The sequence below is a fragment of the Pantoea graminicola genome (genome assembly GCF_048452665.1).
Taxonomy (GTDB): Bacteria; Pseudomonadota; Gammaproteobacteria; order Enterobacterales; family Enterobacteriaceae; genus Pantoea.
The window spans coordinates 787,914-811,769 of record NZ_JBLWSJ010000001.1; the positions used below are offsets into that span (position 1 = coordinate 787,914).

Annotated in this window: 22 protein-coding genes and 5 pseudogenes; 17 read left to right on the plus strand and 10 right to left on the minus strand. The window is 53.1% G+C overall.

Annotation, left to right across the window (positions count from 1 at the left end; genetic code table 11):
• Positions 1-3: 3 nt before the first annotated feature.
• Positions 4-174, minus strand: a pseudogene (locus ACNY69_RS03850) (SymE family type I addiction module toxin); the annotation flags it as partial.
• Positions 175-230: 56 nt separating this feature from the next.
• Here ACNY69_RS03850 and ACNY69_RS03855 point away from each other — a divergent pair.
• The 8 genes and pseudogenes from ACNY69_RS03855 to ACNY69_RS03890 form a co-directional block, all read left to right on the plus strand.
• Positions 231-1,193: pseudogene (locus ACNY69_RS03855) on the plus strand (RHS repeat-associated core domain-containing protein); the annotation flags it as partial.
• Between the two features lie 9 nt (positions 1,194-1,202).
• On the plus strand, positions 1,203-1,589 hold the full coding sequence (locus ACNY69_RS03860) for a hypothetical protein (RefSeq protein WP_418797349.1): 387 nt from the start codon (positions 1,203-1,205) through the stop codon (positions 1,587-1,589).
• A 526-nt stretch (positions 1,590-2,115) separates the two neighbouring features.
• Positions 2,116-2,316, plus strand: a pseudogene (locus ACNY69_RS03865) (RHS repeat-associated core domain-containing protein); the annotation flags it as partial.
• Between the two features lie 752 nt (positions 2,317-3,068).
• Positions 3,069-3,524: a bacteriophage T4 gp5 trimerisation domain-containing protein gene (locus ACNY69_RS03870; RefSeq protein WP_418797369.1), complete on the plus strand. Its 456-nt coding sequence runs from the start codon at positions 3,069-3,071 to the stop codon at positions 3,522-3,524.
• 148 nt (positions 3,525-3,672) lie between these two features.
• On the plus strand, positions 3,673-4,320 hold the full coding sequence (locus tag ACNY69_RS03875; RefSeq protein ID WP_418797350.1) for a DUF1795 domain-containing protein: 648 nt from the start codon (positions 3,673-3,675) through the stop codon (positions 4,318-4,320).
• A 66-nt stretch (positions 4,321-4,386) separates the two neighbouring features.
• A pseudogene (locus ACNY69_RS03880) lies at positions 4,387-5,596 on the plus strand (PAAR domain-containing protein).
• Entirely contained in the window at positions 5,589-5,864 is a 276-nt protein-coding gene (locus ACNY69_RS03885; RefSeq protein ID WP_367395422.1) for a hypothetical protein, read from the plus strand. Before ACNY69_RS03880 ends, ACNY69_RS03885 begins: the two are co-directional and overlap by 8 nt.
• A gap of 617 nt (positions 5,865-6,481) precedes the next feature.
• Positions 6,482-6,631 (plus strand): annotated as a pseudogene (locus ACNY69_RS03890) (immunity protein Tsi6 family protein); the annotation flags it as partial.
• 319 nt (positions 6,632-6,950) lie between these two features.
• On the opposite strand, the gene ychF reads toward ACNY69_RS03890, so the two are convergent.
• Together ychF and pth are read right to left on the minus strand one after the other, a co-directional pair.
• Positions 6,951-8,042, minus strand: a complete 1,092-nt coding sequence (gene ychF / locus ACNY69_RS03895) for a redox-regulated ATPase YchF (RefSeq protein WP_111140260.1) — start codon at positions 8,040-8,042, stop codon at positions 6,951-6,953.
• Positions 8,043-8,149: 107 nt separating this feature from the next.
• Positions 8,150-8,737 carry an aminoacyl-tRNA hydrolase gene (pth, locus tag ACNY69_RS03900; protein ID WP_418797351.1) on the minus strand — a complete coding sequence of 196 codons (588 nt, stop codon included), beginning with the start codon at positions 8,735-8,737 and terminating at the stop codon, positions 8,150-8,152.
• Between the two features lie 255 nt (positions 8,738-8,992).
• Here pth and ychH point away from each other — a divergent pair, with 255 nt between their 5' ends.
• On the plus strand, positions 8,993-9,268 hold the full coding sequence (gene ychH / locus ACNY69_RS03905; RefSeq protein WP_111140258.1) for a stress-induced protein YchH: 276 nt from the start codon (positions 8,993-8,995) through the stop codon (positions 9,266-9,268).
• On the opposite strand, the gene ACNY69_RS03910 is transcribed toward ychH, so the two are convergent.
• The 4 genes from ACNY69_RS03910 to lolB form a co-directional block, all read right to left on the minus strand.
• A complete protein-coding gene (locus ACNY69_RS03910; RefSeq protein ID WP_418797352.1) occupies positions 9,265-10,416 on the minus strand; it encodes a GGDEF domain-containing protein in 1,152 nt (383 codons plus the stop codon). The two genes, ychH and ACNY69_RS03910, sit on opposite strands and share 4 nt — an antisense overlap.
• Positions 10,417-10,625: 209 nt before the next feature.
• On the minus strand, positions 10,626-11,573 hold the full coding sequence (gene prs / locus ACNY69_RS03915; protein ID WP_111140256.1) for a ribose-phosphate diphosphokinase: 948 nt from the start codon (positions 11,571-11,573) through the stop codon (positions 10,626-10,628).
• Between the two features lie 136 nt (positions 11,574-11,709).
• Entirely contained in the window at positions 11,710-12,567 is an 858-nt protein-coding gene (gene ispE / locus ACNY69_RS03920) for a 4-(cytidine 5'-diphospho)-2-C-methyl-D-erythritol kinase (protein WP_111140255.1), read from the minus strand.
• Positions 12,564-13,187 (minus strand): lipoprotein insertase outer membrane protein LolB, encoded by a 624-nt coding sequence (gene lolB, locus ACNY69_RS03925; protein WP_111140254.1) that lies wholly within the window; start codon positions 13,185-13,187, stop codon positions 12,564-12,566. The genes ispE and lolB overlap by 4 nt, the downstream gene beginning before the upstream one ends.
• 216 nt (positions 13,188-13,403) lie before the next feature.
• Here lolB and hemA point away from each other — a divergent pair, with 216 nt between their 5' ends.
• From hemA to kdsA, 6 genes are read left to right on the plus strand one after another with little or no spacing between them, the layout of a single operon-like run.
• Complete coding sequence (gene hemA, locus ACNY69_RS03930; protein ID WP_128084708.1) at positions 13,404-14,660, plus strand: glutamyl-tRNA reductase; 1,257 nt, start codon at positions 13,404-13,406, stop codon at positions 14,658-14,660.
• A gap of 42 nt (positions 14,661-14,702) precedes the next feature.
• Positions 14,703-15,785, plus strand: a complete 1,083-nt coding sequence (prfA, locus tag ACNY69_RS03935; protein WP_111140252.1) for a peptide chain release factor 1 — start codon at positions 14,703-14,705, stop codon at positions 15,783-15,785.
• Complete coding sequence (prmC, locus tag ACNY69_RS03940; RefSeq protein ID WP_367395426.1) at positions 15,785-16,639, plus strand: peptide chain release factor N(5)-glutamine methyltransferase; 855 nt, start codon at positions 15,785-15,787, stop codon at positions 16,637-16,639. The genes prfA and prmC overlap by 1 nt, the downstream gene beginning before the upstream one ends.
• Positions 16,640-16,641: 2 nt before the next feature.
• Positions 16,642-17,034, plus strand: coding sequence for a SirB2 family protein (locus tag ACNY69_RS03945; RefSeq protein ID WP_111140250.1), 393 nt, complete (start codon positions 16,642-16,644; stop codon positions 17,032-17,034).
• Between the two features lies 1 nt (position 17,035).
• A complete protein-coding gene (gene sirB1 / locus ACNY69_RS03950; protein WP_111140249.1) occupies positions 17,036-17,845 on the plus strand; it encodes an invasion regulator SirB1 in 810 nt (269 codons plus the stop codon).
• Between the two features lie 25 nt (positions 17,846-17,870).
• Positions 17,871-18,725 (plus strand): 3-deoxy-8-phosphooctulonate synthase, encoded by an 855-nt coding sequence (gene kdsA / locus ACNY69_RS03955; RefSeq protein ID WP_111140248.1) that lies wholly within the window; start codon positions 17,871-17,873, stop codon positions 18,723-18,725.
• A gap of 61 nt (positions 18,726-18,786) precedes the next feature.
• Here the strand turns inward: kdsA and chaA are convergent, their stop codons facing one another.
• Positions 18,787-19,878: a sodium-potassium/proton antiporter ChaA gene (gene chaA, locus ACNY69_RS03960; protein ID WP_111140247.1), complete on the minus strand. Its 1,092-nt coding sequence runs from the start codon at positions 19,876-19,878 to the stop codon at positions 18,787-18,789.
• Positions 19,879-20,250: 372 nt separating this feature from the next.
• Between chaA and chaB the strand changes: the two genes are divergently transcribed.
• Both chaB and ACNY69_RS03970 read left to right on the plus strand, forming a co-directional pair.
• Positions 20,251-20,481: a putative cation transport regulator ChaB gene (gene chaB, locus ACNY69_RS03965; RefSeq protein WP_111140246.1), complete on the plus strand. Its 231-nt coding sequence runs from the start codon at positions 20,251-20,253 to the stop codon at positions 20,479-20,481.
• A 223-nt stretch (positions 20,482-20,704) separates the two neighbouring features.
• Positions 20,705-21,379 (plus strand): gamma-glutamylcyclotransferase, encoded by a 675-nt coding sequence (locus tag ACNY69_RS03970; protein ID WP_199560012.1) that lies wholly within the window; start codon positions 20,705-20,707, stop codon positions 21,377-21,379.
• 43 nt (positions 21,380-21,422) lie between these two features.
• On the opposite strand, the gene ACNY69_RS03975 is transcribed toward ACNY69_RS03970, so the two are convergent.
• Together ACNY69_RS03975 and ACNY69_RS03980 are read right to left on the minus strand one after the other, a co-directional pair.
• A complete protein-coding gene (locus ACNY69_RS03975; RefSeq protein WP_111140244.1) occupies positions 21,423-22,850 on the minus strand; it encodes a serine/threonine protein kinase in 1,428 nt (475 codons plus the stop codon).
• A gap of 44 nt (positions 22,851-22,894) precedes the next feature.
• Positions 22,895-23,848, minus strand: a complete 954-nt coding sequence (locus tag ACNY69_RS03980; RefSeq protein WP_293769755.1) for a hypothetical protein — start codon at positions 23,846-23,848, stop codon at positions 22,895-22,897.
• Between the last annotated feature and the right edge of the window lie 8 nt (positions 23,849-23,856).

Below are 23,856 nucleotides of genomic sequence, written 5' to 3' on the forward strand. Positions count from 1 at the left end.
TTTTTAGCCGCTGACCTGAGCCAGCAATGCCAGCGCCTGCTGGCGGGTCTGCTCCATCTCGCGCCGCTGTCGTGCAAGCTGCGCCTGCTCGTGTCTCAGCCGGGTCTCCTCGCGGTTGTCGGGGATCAGCAGCAGACAGCCGTCCAGCACCTTCAGGCTGACGCCGGTTCCCACCTGCCACTGACTTAGGGCAGCAATGTGTTTAACTGCTGTGTGGCGAGTTGTCTATCACAGACCAGCAGTTTGTCTGGAATACTGAACATCAGCTGACCGAATCGGTGAGTACCCGCAACGGAACTGAACAGCGGACCACCTATGGCTATGATGCGTTTGGCCGCCGAAGCTGGAAACGCGATGCTTTTGGTATTACGCGCTTTGTCTGGGAAGGTAATCGCCTGCTGAGTGAAGAGAGAGGCTCACGTTGGCATATCTGGATTTACGAGGATGACAGCTTTGCTCCGCTGGCGCAGATCAGTCTGCAGCAGGATGAAACGGAGCACGATACACAGATCCACTGGTTTCATAATGATGTCTCAGGTCTGCCACGCGAGCTGACTGGTGCTGACGGCAGTGTAGTCTGGCGAGCCGTCTATCGTGCCTGGGGTAATACGCTGCGCACAGAGCAGGCAGCAGTGGAAGGTGCAGAGCCGATTTATCAGCCGCTGCGCTATCAGGGCCAGTATTTCGATGCGGAAACAGGTTTGCACTATAACCGTTTTCGCTATTATGATCCGGATGCGGGCAGGTTTGTGAGTCAGGATCCGATAGGGCTTGCTGGTGGGGTTAACCTTTATCAGTATGCGCCGAATCCGCTGAGTTGGGTGGATCCGCTTGGGTTAACTAAATGTGCACCAAATAAGAAAACAACTTATGAAGGTGTTAGTCGTAGGGATGCATTCAGGCAGGCTAAACGTGATGCAGGAATACCAATGCATAGCCAACCGCGAGTTGATCGCGTAGATTTACTTGACGGCTATAGTAAAAAAGTTCTTGACAAAAAAGGTATGCCAGTCCAGCTAAGACAGTATCATTTTGAAGCTAAAAATGGCAAAACTGTAGTTTTGCAAGAACATAGTTTGGGACATGAAAAAGCTACTCCTTTACATGGTGCTGAACCTCACTTCAATGTGAGACCAATTACAAACTTGAATACTGGTAGTATTCCTGGCACTCACGGACATTATAATTTTTGAGGAATACCTATGAATCTCTTTGAATTTATAAAAAGAAAAGAATTTTTAAATAAAATTTATCCTGAAGGCATAGTTAGTGACGTTTACCTTGGACAGATCATGCTTGATGTGCAAGGTCGGCTTTCATTAAATATTCATATTAAGCAGAAGCCGGCAATGGATGTAAGTAAATGGGGTGTATGGGGTGAAGATTATGATGTGATTGTAATTGAATTGAATGGTTCAGGTTGTAGTAATATTAATATTATTAATTGGAATTTGGCATCCTATGCTAAGCTTGACGTTTTGAATAAGGAAGGGAAAAGATACATGCATCAGAAAAAAAATGGCTGGGAGATCTCTCTCTCTTTTGATGACTTTATATTCCAAAAGTGTAGCGTATATATCGATGGCTAATGTTTATAGTATTTCATTCTGTAGCGATGTTATCAGCATAGCGAGGATGATCATTTTTAAAATATTTTTAATGTTAGATTTTAAAAATAATTTATTTTAGGGTGGCTGGTCACTCGAAAATAAAAATAAGGATACGCTCTTTTATTCTTATATGTTATGAGAGTTTAATTTTTGCGTGGATGTGATTTTTTTCAGCACTGATTTTAAATTGATTAGATTTGATAAAGCCCAGATCTCTTTACTTTCGGAGATTTGATGAGTGTTTATAAAGATAATCACTGAAATGACAGCTGTTGCGGCAATTGTAACAGCAATTGTAACAGCGACCGCCTGCTGAAGGAGAAACACGTCTAATGATATCATGTCTAGATCTGACCTAATGAAAGCTTCTCTCAACTGTTACAAATGAGTCTGCACAGATCGATATAGAGTACGAATCTCAGTTCATCTTATATCGTAGAGGCGTTTCAGGTCTTTCGCTTACAATTTTATCTGGCGCACAGAGCAGGCAGCAGTGGAGAATGCAGAGCCGATTTATCAGCCGCTGCGCTATCAGGGCCAGTATTTCGATGCGGAAACAGGTTTGCACTATAAACGTTTTCGCTATTATGATCCGGATGCGGGCAGGTTTGTGAGCCAGGACCCAATAGGGGTTGCTGGTGGGGTTAACCTTTATCAGTATGCGCCGAATCCGCTGAGCTGGGTGGATCCGCTAGGGTTATCAGCAGCTCATCGAAGACGAATTCAGGCACAAGGCTCCTCTCTTGAAAGTCTGTTTCATGGAGCCAGGAACATCCCCTTACTGCAGAGGATGCTAAAAAATGATGACTGAGTTGAAAGGTAAAGTAAATAAATGTGATATAGCACTCAGAAAAGATGCATTTTAAAAGGCAGAGAAGTTTTATAAGTACTGCCAGTAAATGCGGAGGTGGTGATGCTCCTGTGAGTAAAACATTTATGGTGAAGGACGCTCAGCACGAACGTGTAGATATTGAGATTATTTCTGGGAAAGCATTTTGTGGTAAATATTTTTAATAATTATCTTGAAGATGAGGATGTGTATTTAGCGCTTGAGTCTTTTTTAAAAGGTTTGTTATAAACTTTGAAAAACCTGTCGATTGCCCATGTTACAACACTAATTTTTCAAATGGAAAGCCGTTTATGGATGGCAATCCAATATTTTCAGCGCGAAAAAGTAATGGCGATATTATAAAGGTTGTTTAGACGAAAATGCTGATTCATTAAGCGAGTATGATAAAGAGGTGAATGGTACTCAAATTCATGTCATAGTTACTAATATTTCTTTTTTAAATTCTATTAAAGAGAAAATTGTTGGCTGGTATGGTAGTTAACTATAGAATTCAGGTTCGCATATGATCGCTGCCAGTGGGAGATGAATGCGTCTGATTAGCTATTTATAAAGATTTCCATAGTGGATGAAAAATTCTGCACCGATGGACAGGTGAGGAACACCTGTAGATTCAGGCGCAGAAGAACATGTATACGCATGTTAAAAATGATGCCAGCCACAGTGCTCTGAACAATCGGACAGTTTCGGTGGGTGCTAATAATGAGACTCGGGTAGAGGGCGATCACACTCTCGTGACTCAGGGAAACAGCAAGACGCTGACAACCGGCAACCGTACTGAACAGGCTTTTGCTTCTAACACAATTGCAGCCGGAGATACTTTACGGATTGAGTGTGGCCTAAGCGCAATAGAGTTAACTAAAGACGGCGCAATTAATTTCATTGGCAAAAACTTTAATCTCACCGTCGATAATAATGGTGTGATTAACACTAAGGGGGGGGAGTTACATTTAAATCCTGAAGGAGGAAGTGCTTCAATAATTGCGCCAGGTAGCGGACATAAAGATAAAATAAAAAATGAAATTGAAAGCTACTTCTCGTCGTCAACAAAAGATAATGAAGGATAAAAATGGCCACCTATACTCTAGGAAGCATTAATTCAATTGCCTGATATATTCAAAGGCAGAACAATGAATCTGTTTACGCTCAGCGAAAATAATGCGAGCGAATTTACCTTTGTGGTGTCTCGCAGCATCTGCTGTCCATGACGATACTGTGCAAAAAGTGGCTGCGAGAATTATTGATGAGATGAGTGTCACTGTTCCCGCTTTCGTAAATGTAACATCCCAACTGGTCGAGATAGATAATCTACCCGCTGTTGAGCGTTTTTATCATTTTGATAATGACGGTGTTGAGATCTGGCAAAAAAAATCCATTGTTTTACTTGATGATGAGGCCGGGGATAAGAGAATTGTCTGCTATATAGGAACGTGTCCTGTGCGTTTTAGCGATTATTATTCTAAGCAATATCAGGAAATCGTTGGCAGTATTGAGTTTAATTCTCTCGAATCTGGCCCTGAGCCGGAACCTGTAGCCGCTGATGCTTCGGGGACTTTCTTTTCTTTCGACAACGATACTAAAGTGCTTATCGCACATGAAACGGTGACATTACTCTATCAGAATGTTGATTTGAAAAGGGCACTGAATGGCAGTTATCTGTTCTTCGACTCAGCGGGTAGCCCGTTACATATCGCCGCCTTAAATAATGAAGAGCCATTACGCTATGCATTATGGACATCACCACATAGAAAAAAATCATCTTTAAGAGATATTCCTGGTGTGGCAAAAGCTTTTAAAGGACCCGCAGATCTCGCCAGCGAACAACAAATCCTTGCGTTTCTACAGAGACACAAGGATGTATAAATTATGGCTGAATACAATGCTGCCAGAGATTAGGACGAGATAGCCCATACGGCTTCCAAAGGCTGGATGATCGCTGGTTTAGTAGGTGGTGCAATTCTGGGTGCGGCAGCCGTTGTTGTGACTGGTGGAGCAGCTCTGGTTGCAGTCTCTGCGGCGCGGCCGGTGCCTGTGCAGCCGGAGGCGTGGGCGAAGTGCTTGGAAGCATGTCATGGGCTCCGCGTCATAATACGGGCAAACTGTTATCCGGCTCGCCGAATGTTTTCACCAACAGCAGAGCAGCGATACGTGCACATTTGTCCAAAGGCGACTGCGATGAGCATAGCGGCTCATCGCAACGGGTTGCTGAAGGATCAGATAAGGTTTTTATCAACAATTTTCCTGCCGCTCGCATTGGAGACCGTTTAACCTGCAGTGCGGAGATATCTGGCGGTTCCACCAATGTATTTATTGGTGGAGGTAAACTTCAGACTGACGATATCAACCCTGAAATCCCCGGCTGGGTAAACTGGGTAATGATGGGCATCGGTACTGCTGCCGTTGCGGTCCTGGCTTCACCTGCTATTGCGCTGCTAGGCTTAGCCGGCGCAATGGGCGGCGGTTACGCCGGTAATTGGGTCGGTGGCAGACTGTTCGGGGAAGGCTCTGACGGACAAAAATGGTCTATGCTGGCAGGCAGTTTCGTCGGTGGGGCGTTAGGTGGCAAGGGGGGCATGAAGTTTGATAGTTGGCGTGGAGGTCTGAAAAACAGTGAGACTAATGGTGTTCCTGTCAGCAAAGAGAAGTTTGATGAGATAATCGCTATCCCTAAGGGAGAAAAGCCGCTGCCGGAAACCTATTTGCCATCAAAATATATAGAGTCCCATACAAAAGAGTTTTCAGAAGGCGCATCAAGGATTTTTGCTAAACTTGATTATGAGAAATATGGCATCGGAAAACCGGATGAGTGGTCGTCAGAATTTGTAAGTTCTTCAAAAAACATGAATAAAATAATTACTGAATCTGATGGTGACTTTAACGTTATTTCAGAGATATTAGGTATTCCTGCGGAACAGTTAGAAAGTGGAAATCTCGTGCGTATTGATTTTATGCCTGGAGAAAAATACATCCAAAGATTCCAAGTGGCAATGAATGGGGCGCAAGGTATACGGATCCTTTATGGCTTCCTGGAGGAAAACTACCGAATGGTGATTGGGAAGCTGTCATATCGACTAAGGGAATGCAAAAGGGTGTCGATTACGAAGTGTTCGATTTTAAGACTGGAGAAATATATGAGTGACGGAACTTTAATCTTTGTCAGCAAGGGAAACTATGCAGTTTTGCAAACTAATGAAGGATTTGTAGTAAGTGTTTTATTTCCTAATTTTTATAAAAACTCTCATTTTGATGTGAGTAAAGATTTTCTGCTGGATATAGACTCTTTGATAAAAGCAAGGGATTTTGAAGCACTCGATCGGTTAGCTGATGATATCAGGAGGAATTACAATGCTTATAAGCCTAAAGAAGTGGCCCAGGTCAATATGACAGGGAAGGAACTGATAAAGTGAATCGCTCTGAATAAGTGTGCATTGTGATTATTTATTTGTGGTTTTCGCTGCTAAGTACTCATCTTTTCAATAGTATTCAGTTATTGATTGATGAAAGTCAATATCGCAACAGAAAATAATCATGTTATCTTTTTATTGAAGTGGCACAGGAGCGGATATCTGATTTTTCAATAATGTAGATTAGTATCATGACCAGGAAAAAATTATTAAAAAAACCCCTGGGATTTTATTCTTTATAGGGTTAATGACGAATGATATCTAATGAAGGTTATGTTCAGTGAAGGTAATTAAAAAGTTGATGTCGAAAGATTCTTCATTGTAAATCCATATATTTATTTCCGTTCTATCGATATTGAAATGTTAAAAAATCTTTCGGGAAAAAAAGGAAGATACAGGGCAGTACGTAATAAATGAAGTTAGCAAGGAAGATTTTGAATCAATATAGTTTTAAGGTTTTCTATTTGGTGAATACAAGGTCTGTCTTTGGCTTACTTTATACATTCTGTTTGTAATAAGGCAGGTCCAGTGACTTTTAATTCAAGATCTGCCTTTGCTCTTAAACAAGAAAAGTGCATGTTGGGTTTATAATGAACAAATAAGAATATACTGCTTTAGACTACATTAATGATGCTATTGATATCACTAATCAAAGAGCCTTAGATAAGCCTGATTTTACAGTTTTTCAGGTCGCTCTGAAACAACTTGTGTACTTAAAAAAGACACTAACGGGTGAAAAAAATGATAAAAGTGTCCTGCATAACCGCTGATAGCAGTAACGTGCTTTTTGGCATCTTAACTCCTGCTACAGGGTCGCGAAATACATCAGTCAATGGTCAGGATTTCATTATGTTTGCTTTTAACTGCCGGACACAGCGCCTCGCCTGCGTTGTCCGGCAGCGTCGTATTAAATAACGCCTATCTTTCCATGTTCTGTCATAGCGGAACAGCCGTTTCGCCACTTCCTCCATATCATCAATTTTTCTTTCGAATCTGAAAGTAAAAAAATCCACGCAATTGCGTGGATTTAAACGATTTTCGCTGACCTGACGAGATTCAATGAAACCTTATGAATCCAGCAAGCTTAACTCAGACGTTAAACAGGAAGTTCATCACATCGCCATCTTTGACAATGTACTCTTTCCCTTCTGAACGCATCTTGCCGGCTTCTTTCGCGCCCTGTTCGCCTTTAAAGGCGATAAAGTCTTCAAACGCGATGGTCTGGGCGCGGATAAAGCCCTTCTCGAAGTCGGTATGGATTTTACCGGCAGCCTGTGGTGCCGTCGCGCCGACCGGGATGGTCCATGCACGAACTTCTTTCACGCCTGCGGTGAAGTAGGTCTGCAGGTTCAGCAGGGCGTAACCGGCGCGGATCACGCGGTTCAGGCCTGGCTCTTCCAGTCCCAGCTCAGCCATAAACTCGTCCCGATCTTCATCTTCCAGCTCAGCGATGTCCGACTCAACCGCAGCGCACACCGGCACCACAACCGAACCTTCTGCTTCGGCGATAGCGCGAACCTGATCCAGATAGGGGTTGTTCTCGAAACCATCTTCATTGACGTTGGCAATGTACATGGTCGGCTTCAGCGTCAGGAAGCTCAGGTAGCGGATGGCGGCTTTCTCATCCGCATCCAGGTCCAGCGAACGCAGCATGCCCGCTTCAGAGAGGTGCGGCAGGCACTTCTCCAGCGCAGCCAGTTCGGCCTTCGCATCTTTATCGCCACCTTTGGCTTTCTTCTGCACGCGCTGAATCGCACGTTCACAGGTGTCGAGATCGGAGAGCGCCAGTTCGGTATTGATCACGTCAATATCTTCCGCCGGGTTCACTTTACCTGCGACGTGGATAATGTTGTCGTTCTCAAAGCAGCGAACGACATGGCCAATCGCTTCGGTTTCGCGGATGTTCGTCAGGAACTGGTTGCCCAGGCCTTCGCCTTTCGACGCGCCTTTCACCAGACCGGCGATATCGACAAATTCCATGGTAGTTGGTACCACGCGCTGCGGCTTCACGATCTCAGCGAGCTGATCGAGACGCAGGTCAGGCATTGGCACTACGCCCGTGTTTGGCTCAATGGTGCAGAAGGGGAAGTTAGCCGCTTCGATACCCGCTTTGGTCAGCGCGTTAAACAGAGTGGATTTACCGACGTTCGGCAGGCCCACGATACCGCATTTGAATCCCATGGTTTAATACCCTTTATGACTGGATGGACAGTGCGCCAGAGGGCGAACTGTCGGAGACGAATGGAAAATTTCGCGCATTATACACGGAAACGCGATGATTCGGGCGTTTAAGCCGGTTTGAAGGCGTGCAGCCGGTTCATCGCCTTGATGCGATCCTCTTTCAGCCACAGTTCGGTGCAGCGCGCCGCTTCATCTATGGCATCATCGATCAGCTTCTGCTCGCTGGCTGGCGGCTTGCCCAGCACAAATCCGGTCACCTTGTTGCGGTCGCCAGGATGGCCGATGCCGATGCGCAGGCGGTGAAAATTGTTGTTGTTGCCCAGTTTGCTGATGATGTCTTTCAGGCCGTTATGACCGCCGTGGCCGCCGCCCTGCTTGAACTTTGCCACACCAGGGGGGAGATCGAGTTCGTCGTGCGCCACCAGAATCTCCTCCGGGGCAATACGATAAAAGGTCGCCATGGCCGCGACCGCCTTGCCGCTCAGGTTCATAAAGGTGGTCGGCACCAGCAGGCGCACATCTTCTCCGGCTATCGCCAGGCGAGCGGTGTAGCCATAGAATTTGCTTTCCTCTTTCAGTGACTGATTGTGACGTTCAGCCAGTAAATCCAGATACCAGGCACCCGCGTTGTGACGCGTGGCGGCATAGTCAGCGCCCGGATTGGCGAGGCCTACAATCAGTTTAATGCTGCTCACAATGATTATCCTGCTGTTATTGCGAAAGGGCGTTAGTTTACTGCGCCACAGACGAGATGACAAAGCCGAAGCAGTGAAATGGTTCACTGCAGTGATTAATCATTTTCTATCTGAATCAACAGGCTGCCTTCAGGGCCACGCAATCCTTTATGGCTGATGTGTGATCCAGTACGCAACGTTCAGGTCAGCCATTGCCTAAACTTATGACACTTAACATTGTGTGCGGTTCTTAACCTGTATGGATGGAGGTTCAGCATGAAACATCAACACTGCCGTATGGCGGGTAACAGTTTGATGGTACTGGGATTAGTCACGATGGTTCTGGGCGTGGGCGTCTCCATTGCGAACCAGCTGCCTGCCCTGAACATGCCGCAGATCCTGGCGCAGGGTGCCATCCTGAGCATCTTTATTGGCGCACTGCTGTGGCTGGTGGGGGCACGCGTCAGTGGTCGTGAAAAAGTGGAAGATCGCTACTACTGGCTGCGTCATTACGATAAACGCTGCCGTCGGTCACCCAACTCCCACCATTAATTACCAGTAACTGGTAGCGGATGCTGCGCGGTGCGGTTCCGGCCGCTGGCCTTAGCGTAATAGAGCGCCGCGTCCGCCAGTGCCAGTAAATCATCAAATCCCTGCTGCGGATGCGTAACCGTTGCAAAGCCGATGCTGACCGAATAGGCGACAGCGTCGGGCCGTGATGCACAGACCGCCAGGCGAATCGCTTCACACCAGATTTCAGTTTCTCTTGCCGCCGCCGGCAGTATCGCCGCAAACTCCTCACCGCCCATACGGGCAAAGCGTCCTTCAGCCGGTAACAGCGTTCTGACAACCTCGCAGAAATGAATCAAGACTTTATCCCCCTGCTGATGGCCATACTGGTCATTGATGCTTTTAAAATGATCCAGATCGAACAGGATGGCGCTGTAGGGGCGGTTCTGTCGCCGGCATCGCATCACAATCTTCTCCGCTTCATTAAACAGAGCGCGGCGGTTCCACACGCTGGTAAGTGGATCATGCAGTGAAGTCTGTTTCAGCGCTATCTGCATCCGCTCATTGACCATGGCCAGAATGGTAAATGCCAGACCAATGACAAACAGAATGGACTCCAGGATGACATAAACCGAAAAGTCTGAACCGCCAATCGCCCCCGGCTTTGAGCTGGGGATCGCGCTATCCAGAAAAAGACGCGCCAGATGAAACAGCAGATGGATCCACAGCAGTAACTGTGCGGGCCAGAAGGTGACTCTCAGGGTCTCGCGGGCCTGCCACATCAGCTGAATCAGTGCCGCGGTATAGAGGATGCAGGCGATGCAGAGTACCACCACCCGTCTGGGCAGACTGTCGTAGAACGCCGGGAAACAGCAGAGAAGCGCCCAGAGCAGGGCACCCAGCAGCCAGTGATGACCGGCTGGTTTACCGCAGAAGTGCCGGAACGCATTCAGCAATGTGCCGTAGGCGAGCATCACCAGAACGTTGCCGACAGCCACCGGCAGGAAATGCAGACCACTGCTGCGCAGGCTGCTCAGAAACACGGAGAGCAGGGTGAAGATCAGCGACAGGCTGGTAAACCCCAGCACGCGATCGCGCTGCGAACCCAGCCATGCGAACACCATGATAATGCTCAGAAACCCCAGTACATAGAGCTCGCAGACAAACAAAGTATAAATATCGAGGCGCATGGTGATGGGTTTCTGATGAGAAATGGCGCTGCAAATTACCATTTAATGCTACAGGGCAGAAGCGGGGAACACCGGGTTTTATGAAAAGAGTGAGAGGCGTCAAAAAGCGGCGGTTTTAAGGAAATTTATCGCGCGAATATCCGAAAAGGGAGCGCGTTAATCCGGGAGCGGGCAAAAAAAACCGGGCACGGGGCCCGGTTTAGCTAAGATTAATGCTCGAACATGGCCGAGATAGACTCTTCGTTGCTGATGCGGCGAATTGCTTCGGCCAGCATACCAGACAGGGTCAGCGTGCGGACGTTCGGCAGGGACCGGATCTCTTCAGAAAGCGGGATGGTATCGCAGACGATCACCTGGTCGAGTACCGACTTACGCAGGTTTTCAACGGCGTTGCCGGAGAAGATCGGGTGCGTGGCGTAGGCAAATACGCGTTTAGCACCACGCTCTTTCAGCGCTTCAGCCGCTTTGCACAGCGTGCCGCCGGTGTCGATCATGTCGTCGACCAGCACGCAGTCGCGGCCAGCAACGTCACCAATGATATGCATCACCTGAGAAACGTTCGCGCGAGGGCGACGTTTATCAATGATGGCCATATCGGTGTCGTTCAGCAGTTTAGCGATAGCACGGGCACGTACTACGCCACCAATATCGGGAGAAACAACAATCGGGTTTTCCAGACCGATCTGCATCATATCTTCCAGCAGGATCGGGCTGCCAAATACGTTATCAACCGGGACGTCGAAGAAGCCCTGGATCTGCTCGGCGTGCAGGTCAACCGTAAGAACACGGTCAACTCCGACGCTGGAAAGGAAGTCTGCCACTACCTTGGCGGTGATAGGTACACGCGCGGAACGCACGCGGCGATCCTGACGGGCATAACCAAAGTAGGGGATGACTGCGGTAATACGACCAGCAGAAGCACGACGCAGCGCGTCGACCATCACAACCAGTTCCATCAGATTATCGTTGGTGGGAGCACAGGTGGACTGGATGATGAAAATATCACCACCGCGTACATTTTCGTTAATCTGTACGCTCACTTCACCATCACTGAAACGACCGACAGCGGCGTCTCCCAGACTGGTGTAAAGGCGGTTGGCAATACGTTGTGCTAGTTCCGGGGTGGCGTTACCAGCAAATAGCTTCATATCAGGCACGAGAAGAACCTCAGGCTTTGCGTCCAGAGAATGAACGGCATGATTGTAACCGGCGCATACAATCATGAGCGTTCACACGGGTGTGTTGATGCGAAAGGTGCAGTGTCCGGAACGTGGTGACACTGTCACGCATTCGCTAATCGCCCTGCAGAGTGCGCTGTAGCGGCGAAACGTTTACGCCCCGGGCTACAAATCCGCGCACCCCCTGCGGGGCAAGCTCCAGCACCTGGCGGGCAGCAGACTCGGTGTCAAATTCAGCAAACACACAAGCGCCTGTGCCAGTCAGGCGTGACGGCGCGTATTCTAGCAGCCAGGAAACAAGCTCATCAACCTCACGAAAACGTTTTCTTACCACTGCTTCACAATCATTGGTGAAGGGTAAGGCTAAAAGCGCCGATAAACTGCGCGATGGTGTATCCCGTGTCAGTTCAGGATCGTTAAACACCTGCGGCGTGCTGATGTGAACGCCGGGGTGGGCGACCAGATACCATTTCTCTTCCGGCGCGGCGGGCTGCAGCTCTTCGCCCACGCCCTGCGCAAAGGCCGCGAAGCCCTGTACGAACACGGGCACATCTGCGCCCAGCGTCACGCCGATCGCCGCCAGCTCATCCGGGGTAAAACCGGTCTGCCACAGATGATTCAGCGCGACCAGTACGGTGGCTGCATCCGAAGAGCCGCCGCCCAGGCCGCCACCCATGGGCAGCTGCTTTTCGATGGCAACCTGCGCGCCCGCGCGTGCAGGCAGGCTGTTTTTCGCCTGCGCCGCCTGTTTCAGCCGCTGCGCGGCACGCACAATCAGGTTGTCGGCATCCGCGACGCCCGGCAGCGGCGTTAACAGCGTAATGGCATCGCTGTCATCAACGGTGATCTGCAACCGGTCGCCATAATCGAGGAACTGAAACAGCGTCTGCAGGTTGTGATAGCCGTCGGGACGACGGCCGGTGATATAGAGAAAAAGATTCAGTTTTGCCGGAGCGGGCCAGTGGGTAATCATTGAACGGTCCAGCCGTCCATACGCAGTTTGATACGCTGGTCACCCTCTTTCAGCTCCAGGCTGGAGGGCAGCGGCGGGGTGACCTTGCTGTCGTAACCGGCGATGGAAACCTGCCAGCTCTGACCGTCGCGGCTGTAGTTCAGGCTGCGCAGCTGATAGTTTTCGTTAAGCTGGTAGTCGGTGGCGTCACCCGGCAGGCCCATCATCCACTGGCGCAGGTTCGCCAGCGGAATATTCATGCCGGTGAGCTGGGAGATCATCTTCTGCGCATCGTTACTGACGTAGCGTTTGCCCTTGTTGTCGACGATCTGCACCACCGAACCCTGCGCATCCAGCTGCAGTTCGGTGCTGCCGAGCGGGTTAGTCAGCAGAAGGCGATAACGATCGGGCGCGGTCTGCTGCCAGTTGAAGCGGGCGTAGACCTTCTGCCTGTCGGAGAGGTAGGCAAAGGCGCCGCGCGTCTGATAATGCGTGACCTTTGAGACCGCCTGCTGATGCTGTTGCCACTGTGGCGCGGTGACGCTGGGGCCGGGACCTTGCGGTTTGTTGACGCTACAGGCCGCCAGCAGAACGCTGGCAAGGGGCAAAAGGCGCAACAGATTGCGTGGTGAAGTAAGCATCAAGTGGTCATCTCCTCGGACACATTGATTATTCGTAACGGATAACGCTAACCGTCCCGGTTTTAACCGTCAATGCTGTTATGCAGCAAATTGCGGTTGATCAGGTTAATCTTATTACAGTCATAGCCTTTGTATGGCTTTTCTTGATCTGCCGCATCTTGTAGAATGCGCATCACAAAACCCTGACATTATTGGGACATCCCAACCAAAACTACCATGACGCTGCTCGCTCTCGGAATCAACCACAAGACCGCCCCCATTGCTCTGCGCGAACGTGTTTCGTTCGGGCCGGAGACGCTTGAGCAGGCATTAAACAGCCTGTTATCACAGCCAATGGTGCAGAGCGGTGTGGTGCTGTCCACCTGTAACCGGACCGAGCTCTACCTGAGTGTAGAGCAGCAGGCCGATTTACAGGCGCGTCTGGTGAGCTGGTTGTGCAATTATCATCAGCTGAATGAAGAGGATGTGCGCAACAGCCTCTACTGGCATCAGGATAACGAGGCTGTCAGCCACCTGATGCGCGTTGCCAGCGGACTCGATTCACTGGTGCTCGGCGAGCCGCAGATCCTGGGTCAGGTCAAGAAAGCTTTTGCGGACTCCTCACGCGGTCAGGCGCTGAGCAGCGAACTGGAACGCATGTTCCAGAAAACTTTCTCGGTCGCCAAGCGCGTCCGCACGGAAACCGATATCGGGGCCAATGCGGTGTCGGTGGCGTTTGCCGCCTGTACCCTGGCGCGTCAGATTTTCGAATCTCTCTCATCGGTCAACGTATTGCTGGTGGGCGCGGGCGAGACCATTGAGCTGGTGGCGCGTCATCTGCGTGAACATCAGGTCAAAAACCTGATCATCGCCAACCGGACCCGCGAACGCGCCGAAACGCTGGCGTCAGAAGTGGGCGCTGAGGTGATCACGCTGGCAGAGATCGACGCCCGCCTGGCCGAAGCGGACATTATTATCTCCTCCACCTCCAGTCCGTTACCGATTATCGGCAAGGGGATGATGGAGCGCGCCCTGAAAGCGCGACGCAACAAACCGATGCTGCTGGTCGATATTGCCGTACCGCGCGATGTGGAGCCGGAAGTGGGCGACCTGCCCAACGCCTATCTCTACAGCGTGGACGATCTGCAGGCGATTATCGAGCAGAACCTGGCGCAGCGTAAAGCGGCGGCGGTGCAGGCAGAAAACATTGTCGTGCAGGAAAGCAGTGAATTTATGGCATGGCTGCGCTCGCAGGGTGCGGTCAATACCATCCGTGAATACCGCTCTCAGGCGGATGAAATCCGCGCTGAGCTGGAAGGCCGTGCGCTGCAGGCCCTGCAACAGGGCGGCGATCCGCAGAAAATCATGCAGGAACTGGCGCACAAGCTGACCAACCGTTTAATCCATGCCCCAACCAAATCACTTCAGCAGGCCGCCCGCGACGGCGATAATGAACGCCTGCAGATTTTACGCGACAGCCTGGGTCTCGATTAGGCACAACGCTGTCGCCACCTGTTACGGGAATCCCACATTTAAATGAAAACCTCTATAGTTGCCAAACTGGAAGCACTGCAGGAGCGCCACGAAGAAGTGGAAGCGATGCTGGGCGATGCTGGCGTGATCGCCGATCAGGAGCGTTTCCGTGCGCTGTCACGCGAATATGCGCAGCTGACCGACGTGAGCCGTTGTTTCCGCGACTGGCAGCAGGTGCAGGACGATATCGACACCGCGCAGCAGATGCTGGATGACCCGGAAATGCGCGACATGGCGCAGGAAGAGTTACAGGAAGCGCGCGAGAAGAGCGAAGCGCTGGCGCAACAGCTGCAGGTTCTGCTGCTGCCGAAAGATCCCGATGATGAGCGCGCCTGTTTCGTGGAAGTGCGCGCCGGAACCGGTGGTGATGAAGCCGCCATTTTTGCCGGCGATCTGTTCCGTATGTACAGCCGCTATGCGGAAGCGCGTCGCTGGCGTGTGGAAATCGTCAGCGCCAATGAAGGCGAGCATGGCGGCTACAAAGAGGTGATTGCCCGTATTACCGGCGACGGGGCCTATGGCCGCATGAAATTTGAGTCGGGCGGACACCGCGTGCAGCGCGTGCCGGAAACCGAATCTCAGGGCCGTATCCACACCTCCGCCTGTACCGTCGCTGTAATGCCAGAGATCCCGGAAGCGGAACTGCCCGAGATTAACGCCGGGGATCTGAAAATCGATACCTTCCGCTCATCCGGTGCGGGCGGTCAGCACGTTAACACCACCGATTCCGCGATCCGTATTACCCACCTGCCAACCGGCATCGTGGTGGAGTGTCAGGATGAACGTTCCCAGCATAAAAACAAAGCCAAAGCGCTGGCGGTGCTGGGTTCGCGTATTCACGCCGCAGAGATGGCCCGTCGTCAGGCTGCCGAAGCCAGCACCCGCCGCAACCTGTTAGGCAGCGGCGACCGTTCCGACCGTATCCGTACCTATAACTTCCCGCAGGGCCGCGTTACCGATCACCGCATCAACCTGACCATCTACCGTCTGGATGAAGTGATGGAAGGTAAGATTGACAGCCTGATTGAGCCGATCGTGCAGGAGTACCAGGCGGATCAGCTGGCGGCGCTGGCTGGTCAGGATTGATGGATATTCGTCACTGGCTGAAACAGGCCGTCGCCACGCTCTGCGGTGGTGACAGCCCTAAGCGTGACGCAGAGATCCTGTTAGGCTTTGTGACCGGTAAGTCCCGCAGCTGGTTAATCGCCTTTGATGAAACGGTGCTCAGCGAAGCGCAGCTCGCGCAGCTGGAGAGCCTGCTGGCGCGTCGTGCACGGGGTGAGCCGGTAGCGCATCTGGTGGGTGAGCGCGAGTTCTGGTCGCTGCCCCTGCGGGTCAATGACGCCACGCTGATCCCGCGTCCCGATACGGAGTTGCTGGTGGAAGAGGCGCTGCGCCATCTGCCCGCAACCCCGGCGACGATTCTGGATATGGGCACCGGTACCGGCGCGATTGCGCTGGCGCTGGCCAGCGAGCGGCCCGACTGTCAGGTAACCGGCGTTGACCGGATCCCGGCCGCGGTTGAGCTGGCAGAGAGCAACGCGCAGCATCTGAGCCTGAGCAATACCCGCTTCCTGCTCAGCCACTGGTTTCAGGCGCTGCCACCGCAGCGGTTTACCCTCATTGTCAGTAACCCCCCCTACATTGACGCCAGCGATGTTCATCTGGAGCAGGGCGATGTGCGATTTGAACCGCGCAGCGCGCTGGTGGCGGAGGAGGCGGGACTGGCGGATCTGCGTACGCTCATTGAACAGGCGCCCGACTGGCTGCTGCCGGGCGGCTGGCTGCTGCTGGAACATGGCTGGCAGCAGGGCGAGGCGGTGGCTGCGCTGATGCGACAGACCGGCTATCACGCCGTTGAAACCCTCCAGGATTACGGCGGCAATCCGCGCGTGACCCTGGGGCAGTTCCCTCCGTCACTGCGCTCTGAAAAGGATTGATAATGGCCGCTTTTTATCCTCTGATTAAAAATCTGCACCTGGCGACGGTGTGGATCACCGTGACGCTGTTCCTGCTGCGTTTTTACTGGCTGCGGCAGGGGTCGGCGATGCTGACCCGCCGCTGGGTGCGCATTCTGCCGCACGCCAATGACACGCTGCTGCTGGTGACCGGCGTCCTGCTGGTGCTGATAACGCACTTCTATCCCTTCACACCGCAAGGAAGCTGGCTGACGGAGAAGCTTTTAGCGGTTATCATCTACATCGCCTTAGGATTTGTGGCATTGAGTCGCCGTCCACGTACTGATCGCACCCGATGGATCGCTTTTCTGATCGCCTTAATCGCCCTGGTGACCATCATTACGCTGGCGCTGACCAAAATGCCGTTATGGGGATAGCATGACCTCGACCGACCAATTAGATTTCAGCCAGACACCGCTGTGTGAAGCGGTGATTGGCGCCACGCTTGCCATCCGGTCCGATTTTCCGGCGCTGTCGGTGGAAGCACAACTTGCGGCATTAGTGGCCGAAGCCCGTGACTACGTCAGCCATACCGAAGATGCCGACCTGCAGCTCGAAAAGCTGCTGGAGCTCTTTTATCGTCAGTGGGGATTTGGCGGTGCCAGCGGCGTCTACAATCTCTCCGATGCACTCTGGATCGACAATGTGCTGAAGACCCGTCAGGGCACGGCGGTCTCACTCGGCGTTATTCTGCTGCATATCGCCGCTGAGCTGGATTTGCCGCTGATGCCGGTGATCTTCCCGACGCAGTTGATTCTGCGCGCCGACTGGATCGATGGCGATAAGTGGATGATTAATCCGTTTAATGGTGAAACGCTCGACCGGCATACGCTGGAAGTGTGGCTCAAGGGCAACATCAGCCCGACAGCGCGCCTGTATGACGACGATCTCGACGAAGCCAAAACCGTCACCGTAATGCGCAAAATGCTCGACACGCTGAAAGCGGCGCTGATGGAAGAGAAGAAGATGGAGCTGGCGCTGAACGTCAGTCAGGTGCTGCTGCGCATCGATCCTGACGATCCCTACGAAATCCGCGATCGCGGTTTGATCTACGCGCAGCTGGAGTGCGAACATATCGCTCTGAATGATTTAAACTACTTCGTTGAGCAGTGTCCTGAAGACCCGGTCAGCGAGATGATCAAAGTTCAGATTCACGCAATCGAACAAAAACAGGTCACGCTGCACTAAGCGGACCCCCAGAAAAGGAAAGGGCATGACACAGAAAGTCGTGAGTATTGGCGAGATCAACGTAGCAAACGATCTGCCATTTGTGCTGTTTGGCGGAATGAACGTGCTGGAGTCGCGCGACCTGGCAATGCGCATCTGCGAACATTACGTCACCGTCACCAGTAAACTCGGTATTCCTTACGTTTTCAAAGCCTCTTTTGACAAGGCGAACCGCTCCTCAATTCACTCTTACCGTGGCCCGGGCCTGGAAGCGGGAATGAAGATTTTCCAGGAGCTGAAGCAGACCTTCGGCGTAAAAATTATCACCGACGTACATGAAGCTGCGCAGGCGCAGCCGGTTTCTGAGGTGGTGGATGTGATCCAGCTGCCTGCCTTCCTGGCGCGTCAGACCGATCTGGTGGAAGCGATGGCGAAAACCGGCGCGGTTATCAACGTCAAGAAGCCGCAGTTTGTCAGCCCTGGCCAGATGGGTAACATTGTGGACAAGTTCGCTGAAGGCGGCAACGAGAAAGTGATCCTGTGCGACCGCGGCAGCAACTTCGGTTACGACAATCTGGTTGTCGATATGCTCGGCTTCAACGTGATGAAGAAAGTCACCAAAAACAGCCCGGTGATTTTCGACGTGACCCACGCGCTGCAGACCCGCGATCCCTTTGGCGCGGCATCAGGCGGTCGTCGCGCGCAGGTGGCTGAGCTGGCGCGTGCCGGTATGGCCGTTGGCATCGCTGGCCTGTTTATCGAAGCGCATCCGGACCCGGACCACGCCTTGTGCGACGGCCCGTCCGCGCTGCCGCTGGATAAGCTGGAGCCGTTCCTGGTGCAGATGAAAGCGATTGACGATCTGGTCAAGAGCTTCGCAGAACTCGATACCAGCAAGTAAGCGTTGCGGTAAAAAAAAGAGCGAGAAATCGCTCTTTTTTTTCGTCTGTCGCCGGCTGGCTCTAGAGCATGATGGTCATCAGATAACCGATAAACAACGCCAGATGCGCGGCGCCGTTCAGCACATTGGTGCGGCCGGTGGAGAAAGAGATCTGACAGAGGATCAGCGACGCCATCATGATCACCATCTGCGGCGGCTCCAGCCCGAAGATAAGCTCCTGCCCGGTCAGCGTCGCGATGATGGTCACCGCCGGAACGGTCAACGAGATGGTCGCCAGCACCGAGCCGAAGAAGAGGTTCATCGCACGCTGCACCTGATTCATCAGCACGGCCTTGATTGCTCCCAGTCCCTCTGGTGAGAGGATCAGCAGCGCCACCAGGAAGCCGGTGAACTGCGCCGGGGCATTCATCTCGGTCAGCAGGTTTTCCAGCGTATTGGCATTCATTTTGGTCACGGTAATGACCGCAATCAGATGAACGATCAGCCAGACAGTGTGCCAGAGGCTGCTGTGTGCGGAAGGCTTGCCATGATGCGGATCGCCGTCATCGCTCTCATCTTCATGCTCGTAAACAAACAGGCTCTGATGGGTTTTGGTCTGGATCAGCAGGAAGACGCCATACATTGCCGCAGAAATGGCGGCAATCAGCAGCGCCTGCGTGATAGAGAAGTTGCCGCCCGGCAGCGCATTGGGAAACACCAGCACTAAGATCGCCAGCGGGAAGATCGCAATCAGATACTGTTTGACCCCCGCCAGATTCACGTACTGCGTCGCAAATTTATTACCGCCCAGCAGCAGCGCGAAGCCTACCAGCCCGCCGGTCACAATCATCACGATTGAATAAAGGGTGTCGCGCATCAGTCCGGGCGCAGCGTCACCGGTCGCCATCAGCGCCGAGATCAGACTCACTTCCAGGATCACCACGGAGAGACTCAGGATCAGGGAGCCATAGGGTTCACCGAGCCGGTGAGCCAGAACGTCTGCATGACGCACCACGCTGAATGCGCTGCTCAGAATGGCAATCAGCGCCACAATGTTGATGCCGACCACGACAGGGAATGACGTGTCAGCACCAAAGAAATAGAGTATTCCCAGCGTGATAAGGGGCAATATCAGCGAGAACTCCTTGTGACGTGTTTTTTCATGTGAAGGCATTCACCATCCTCTCTGGTTAATGATTATCCGGGCGCAGCGGATGCTGCTGTTAAAAATATAATCAGTTTCAGGGTAGTCCGCAGTTTAACTTTTCACCGCCCCGAACGGGAGTAATTTACTACTTTTTACTTAAGCAGCATAACAGCATAAAGGGGGATTAACCTGATGTTATCTCAATTATTGCAAGGATAATCAGCAGAGAACCACTTTGCCTTTCTCAACAATCCGCCATTAAAACCCGCAGAAAACCCATTCTGATAGTGAGTTGTCCGGGCTAAAGCGCATTTTTCTGCTTAAGTGACGATAAATCGGGGTTTGCAATCTGCCGGGCCTGCGCCAGGCTTAGCAGGAATCCATGACACAGGAGCCGATATGCCTTACTCAAACCGCAGCGAGTTACCCGACAGCGTTCAGCACGTTCTGCCCGCCCACGCTCAGGATATCTATCAGCAGGCCTTTAACAGTGCCTGGGACCAGTACAAAGAGGCGGAGGATCGTCGCGGCGACGACTCACGGGAGGAGGTGGCCCACAAGGTAGCCTGGTCCGCCGTGAAAAAAGAGTATGAAAAAGGGGACGATGATAAGTGGCACCGCAAAACCTAATTGGCCGCTAGCCTCAAAACCGTAAAGGGCCAGGCATATCTGGCCCTTTTTTACGTCTGCGCTATCAGGATTATCTGGTTTTTTTTAACCTGCGACCGGAATCACGCTTGAAACCCCGCGCGGAAATAGATTACTGTCGATTAATGAACGAAACGCAGTGCCGTTTTGGAGATCATGCTACAGGAGCTTTTCGCAGGACGCCGTTGAAGTTGAGGAGGTCGCATTGCTTACCCGGGAATTTCTATTAAAAGCGGATTGTAAAACGTCGTTCGGGGATATTGAAGAGACGCTGCTCTGGAGTTGCGAGCAGCGTGCGGCCTCACTGGCAGCCACCCTGGCCTGTCGTCCCGATCACAGCCCGGTATGGATCTTTGGTTACGGCTCGCTGATGTGGAATCCGATTTTCGAAGCGGATGAAGTAGCCTCCGGCTCACTGGAGGGCTGGCATCGGGCGTTCTGCCTGCGGCTGATTGCAGGTCGCGGCACCGCCGCGCATCCTGGCCGGATGCTGGCGCTGAAGCAGGGCGGACGCACCACGGGCCTGGCGTTCCGGCTGCCGGAAGCGCGGCTGCAGGAAGAGCTGATGCTGCTGTGGAAACGCGAAATGATCACCGGCTGCTATCTGCCAACGTGGTGTGAGCTGCAACTTGATGATGGACGCAGCGTGACGGCGCTGACCTTTATTATGGACCCGCGCCATCCACTTTATGAATCGGACTCCTGCCCGGAGGCGGTTGCGCCCCTGATTGCGGCGGCCAGCGGCCCGCTGGGCACGAATGCGCAGTATCTGTTTGCGCTGGAAGAGGAGCTGAGCCGACGCGGTGTGCAGGAGGAGAGTCTGAGCCGGCTGGCGCAGCAGGTGCGGATGCTGCAGCAGGCCTGGCCGAAGCAGGCCTGAGCAGGGGGGCGCGACAGGGTCGCGCCCTTTTTCGATCCCGCAATCAGTTACCCGGATTAATCAGCCAGGTGCCGGGCTTATCAATCGTCAGGGACTGGGTATGCGTCTGACTGCCATTGCTGACATCGATCCTGTACTGTCCCGCCGCCAGATTCAGCGCCGCGAATCCGCTGCTGCCAGGTTTCACCTCGACCGGCTGCCCGTTCAGCGCCACGCTCTCGCCGCTGGCAAGTTTAAGATAGACAGTGGCCAGCGCCGCTGGCACGGCCGCCGCCTGGGGGGCGGCTGGCGGCGTCTGCGCTGCGGCCGGGCGGCTGTTCACCTGCTCCGGTGCGGCGGCAGGGCGGTTAGCCAGCCAGACAGTGATGCCCACCGCCAGCAACGCGACGGCGGCCAGCGCCAGTAATCCCGGTGACAGCCGGCGCACCGCGCGCGGCGTCACCGGCTCCGCCGATGCAGAGGCCGGATTCATCGCCATTACAACCGGTGCCGTGACCTCAGCGGGCTCTTCAGCCGGCAGTACAGGCGGCTCGCCCGGCACCGGGAAACTGTTTACCACCGCCTCGACATCGCTGACGGGCAGGTCGGTGAGGGCGGCAAAGGCATCAATGGTCTGCGGGCGATCGCCAGGTTTCATCGCCAGCGCACAGTCGATGGCATGCAGCAGCGGCAGGGAGTAGCCCTCGGGCTGGCGCTCTGTCAGCGGCTGATAGTTATCTTCAATGCAGCGCACCACGCTCACCGGCGGAGGGTTGCCGGTAATCAGGCTATGCAGCACCGCGCCCAGGGCGTAGATGTCGGTCCAGGGCCCCTGTTCGACCTCCCCCTCTTCGCTGTACTGCTCAATCGGCGCAAAGCCGGGTTTGAGCATGATCTCCGTTTCATCGGAGAGGTTGCCAATTTCTTTGCGCGCCGAGCCGAAATCGAGCAGCACCGGCAGCTGGTTCTCCTGAATCTGGATATTGTCGAGCGAGATATCGCGATGCAGATAGCCCGCCTGATGGATAGTACTGATGGCACCCAGCAGGGGCGGCAGCAGGCGACGGATCCAGGCTTCCGGGATCGACGCCGGGCTGGTGAGCTGCCACTCTTTCAGCGTCATCCCGCTGTAATAGAGCGTGCCCATATAGGCGGTGCCGTTCTGCTCCCAGAAGCGCAGCACATGCAGCAAGCCGGGATGGTTAAAGCGGGCCAGCAGCCGGGCCTCCTGTATAAAACTGTTCAGTCCGGCATTAAACAGCTTCTGGAAACGCTCACCGCGCAGCTCCAGCGTTAAGTCGGCGGCACGGACCGCCAGTGAAACCGGCATATACTCTTTGATGGCAATCGTGCGTTCGAGCTGGTGATCCCAGGCACGATAGACGATGCCAAAGCCGCCGCCGCCGATCACTTCTTTGATCTCAAATTCGTTAAAACGGTATCCGTCAGGCAGGGCATTCGGAACGGTTTTCGGATTATCATTTGCCGACATAGTGAACTCTCTGTACACGGCCTGCTCGCCAGGCTGCGCGGTAATTAATTGATGTTACGCCAGGCACCGATAGCGGGATCGGCCAGATCCGCGTGCAGGGTGTCGATAAGTAACACATTCACTTTTTGCTGTGGCATGAAATAGGGCGCCCACTGGCTGCGCAACGTATCGACTCGTGACTTCACAGCGTCAGCATCCTGCTGCGCAGCATTCTTATCCATTTTGATCAACAGGGCACCGTTGAAGCGCCACACATGTTGCCGGGTATCAAAGGGCAGGACCAGCCAGCTGTCAGCCGCGTCTGCGCGCGTGACGATCATGCGCTGGTTGTTCGCAGCAATGACCTCCAGCTTGCTGTCCGGAATGTTCAGGCTGGCGATGGGATAGCCCTGATAGAAGGTCACGGCCACCGGTGTCGTCTGTTCCGGGGTTGCCAGCATCAGCTCACTTTTACCCTCTGCCCAGCCATCCGGTGAGCACTGCTGCTTGCTGACGTCCGGTATAAACAGGGTGCGGGCATTTTCATCCCAGGCAGTACGGAAATGGCAGCCGCTGGGAAGATCAAAATGTTGCAGCGGCGTGCTGTCCGCGGGCCGTGACAGATCGAGCGGCGCGGCGTTGGTGGCGCTGGCGCTGGCGGTGGCATCGGCCATCACGATAGGCCGCCAGTTCTGCAGTTTGCTGGCGCTGCCGCTGGCCAGCACGCCGCCTTCTTTGTTGGTCATCTGCCAGGGCAGTTCATCCAGTAAGCCACACTGATTCGCCAGCAGGGTACCGACGCGGGGCAAAAAGGTGGTCAGCACCGATGAATCCTTGCTTTTGCCGGAGACGATGCGCAGGGGCAGCGTCTCTTTACACCAGTCATCAGGCGCTTTGCTCACCACGTTGTCGATATAAACCTCCAGCGCCAGGCTGGGGGAGTAGACGACACGATAATTTTCAGCCTGGGCGTGAAAGGCAATCAGCAGAGTCATGATGCCGGGCAACCACAGTTTCATAAGGATCC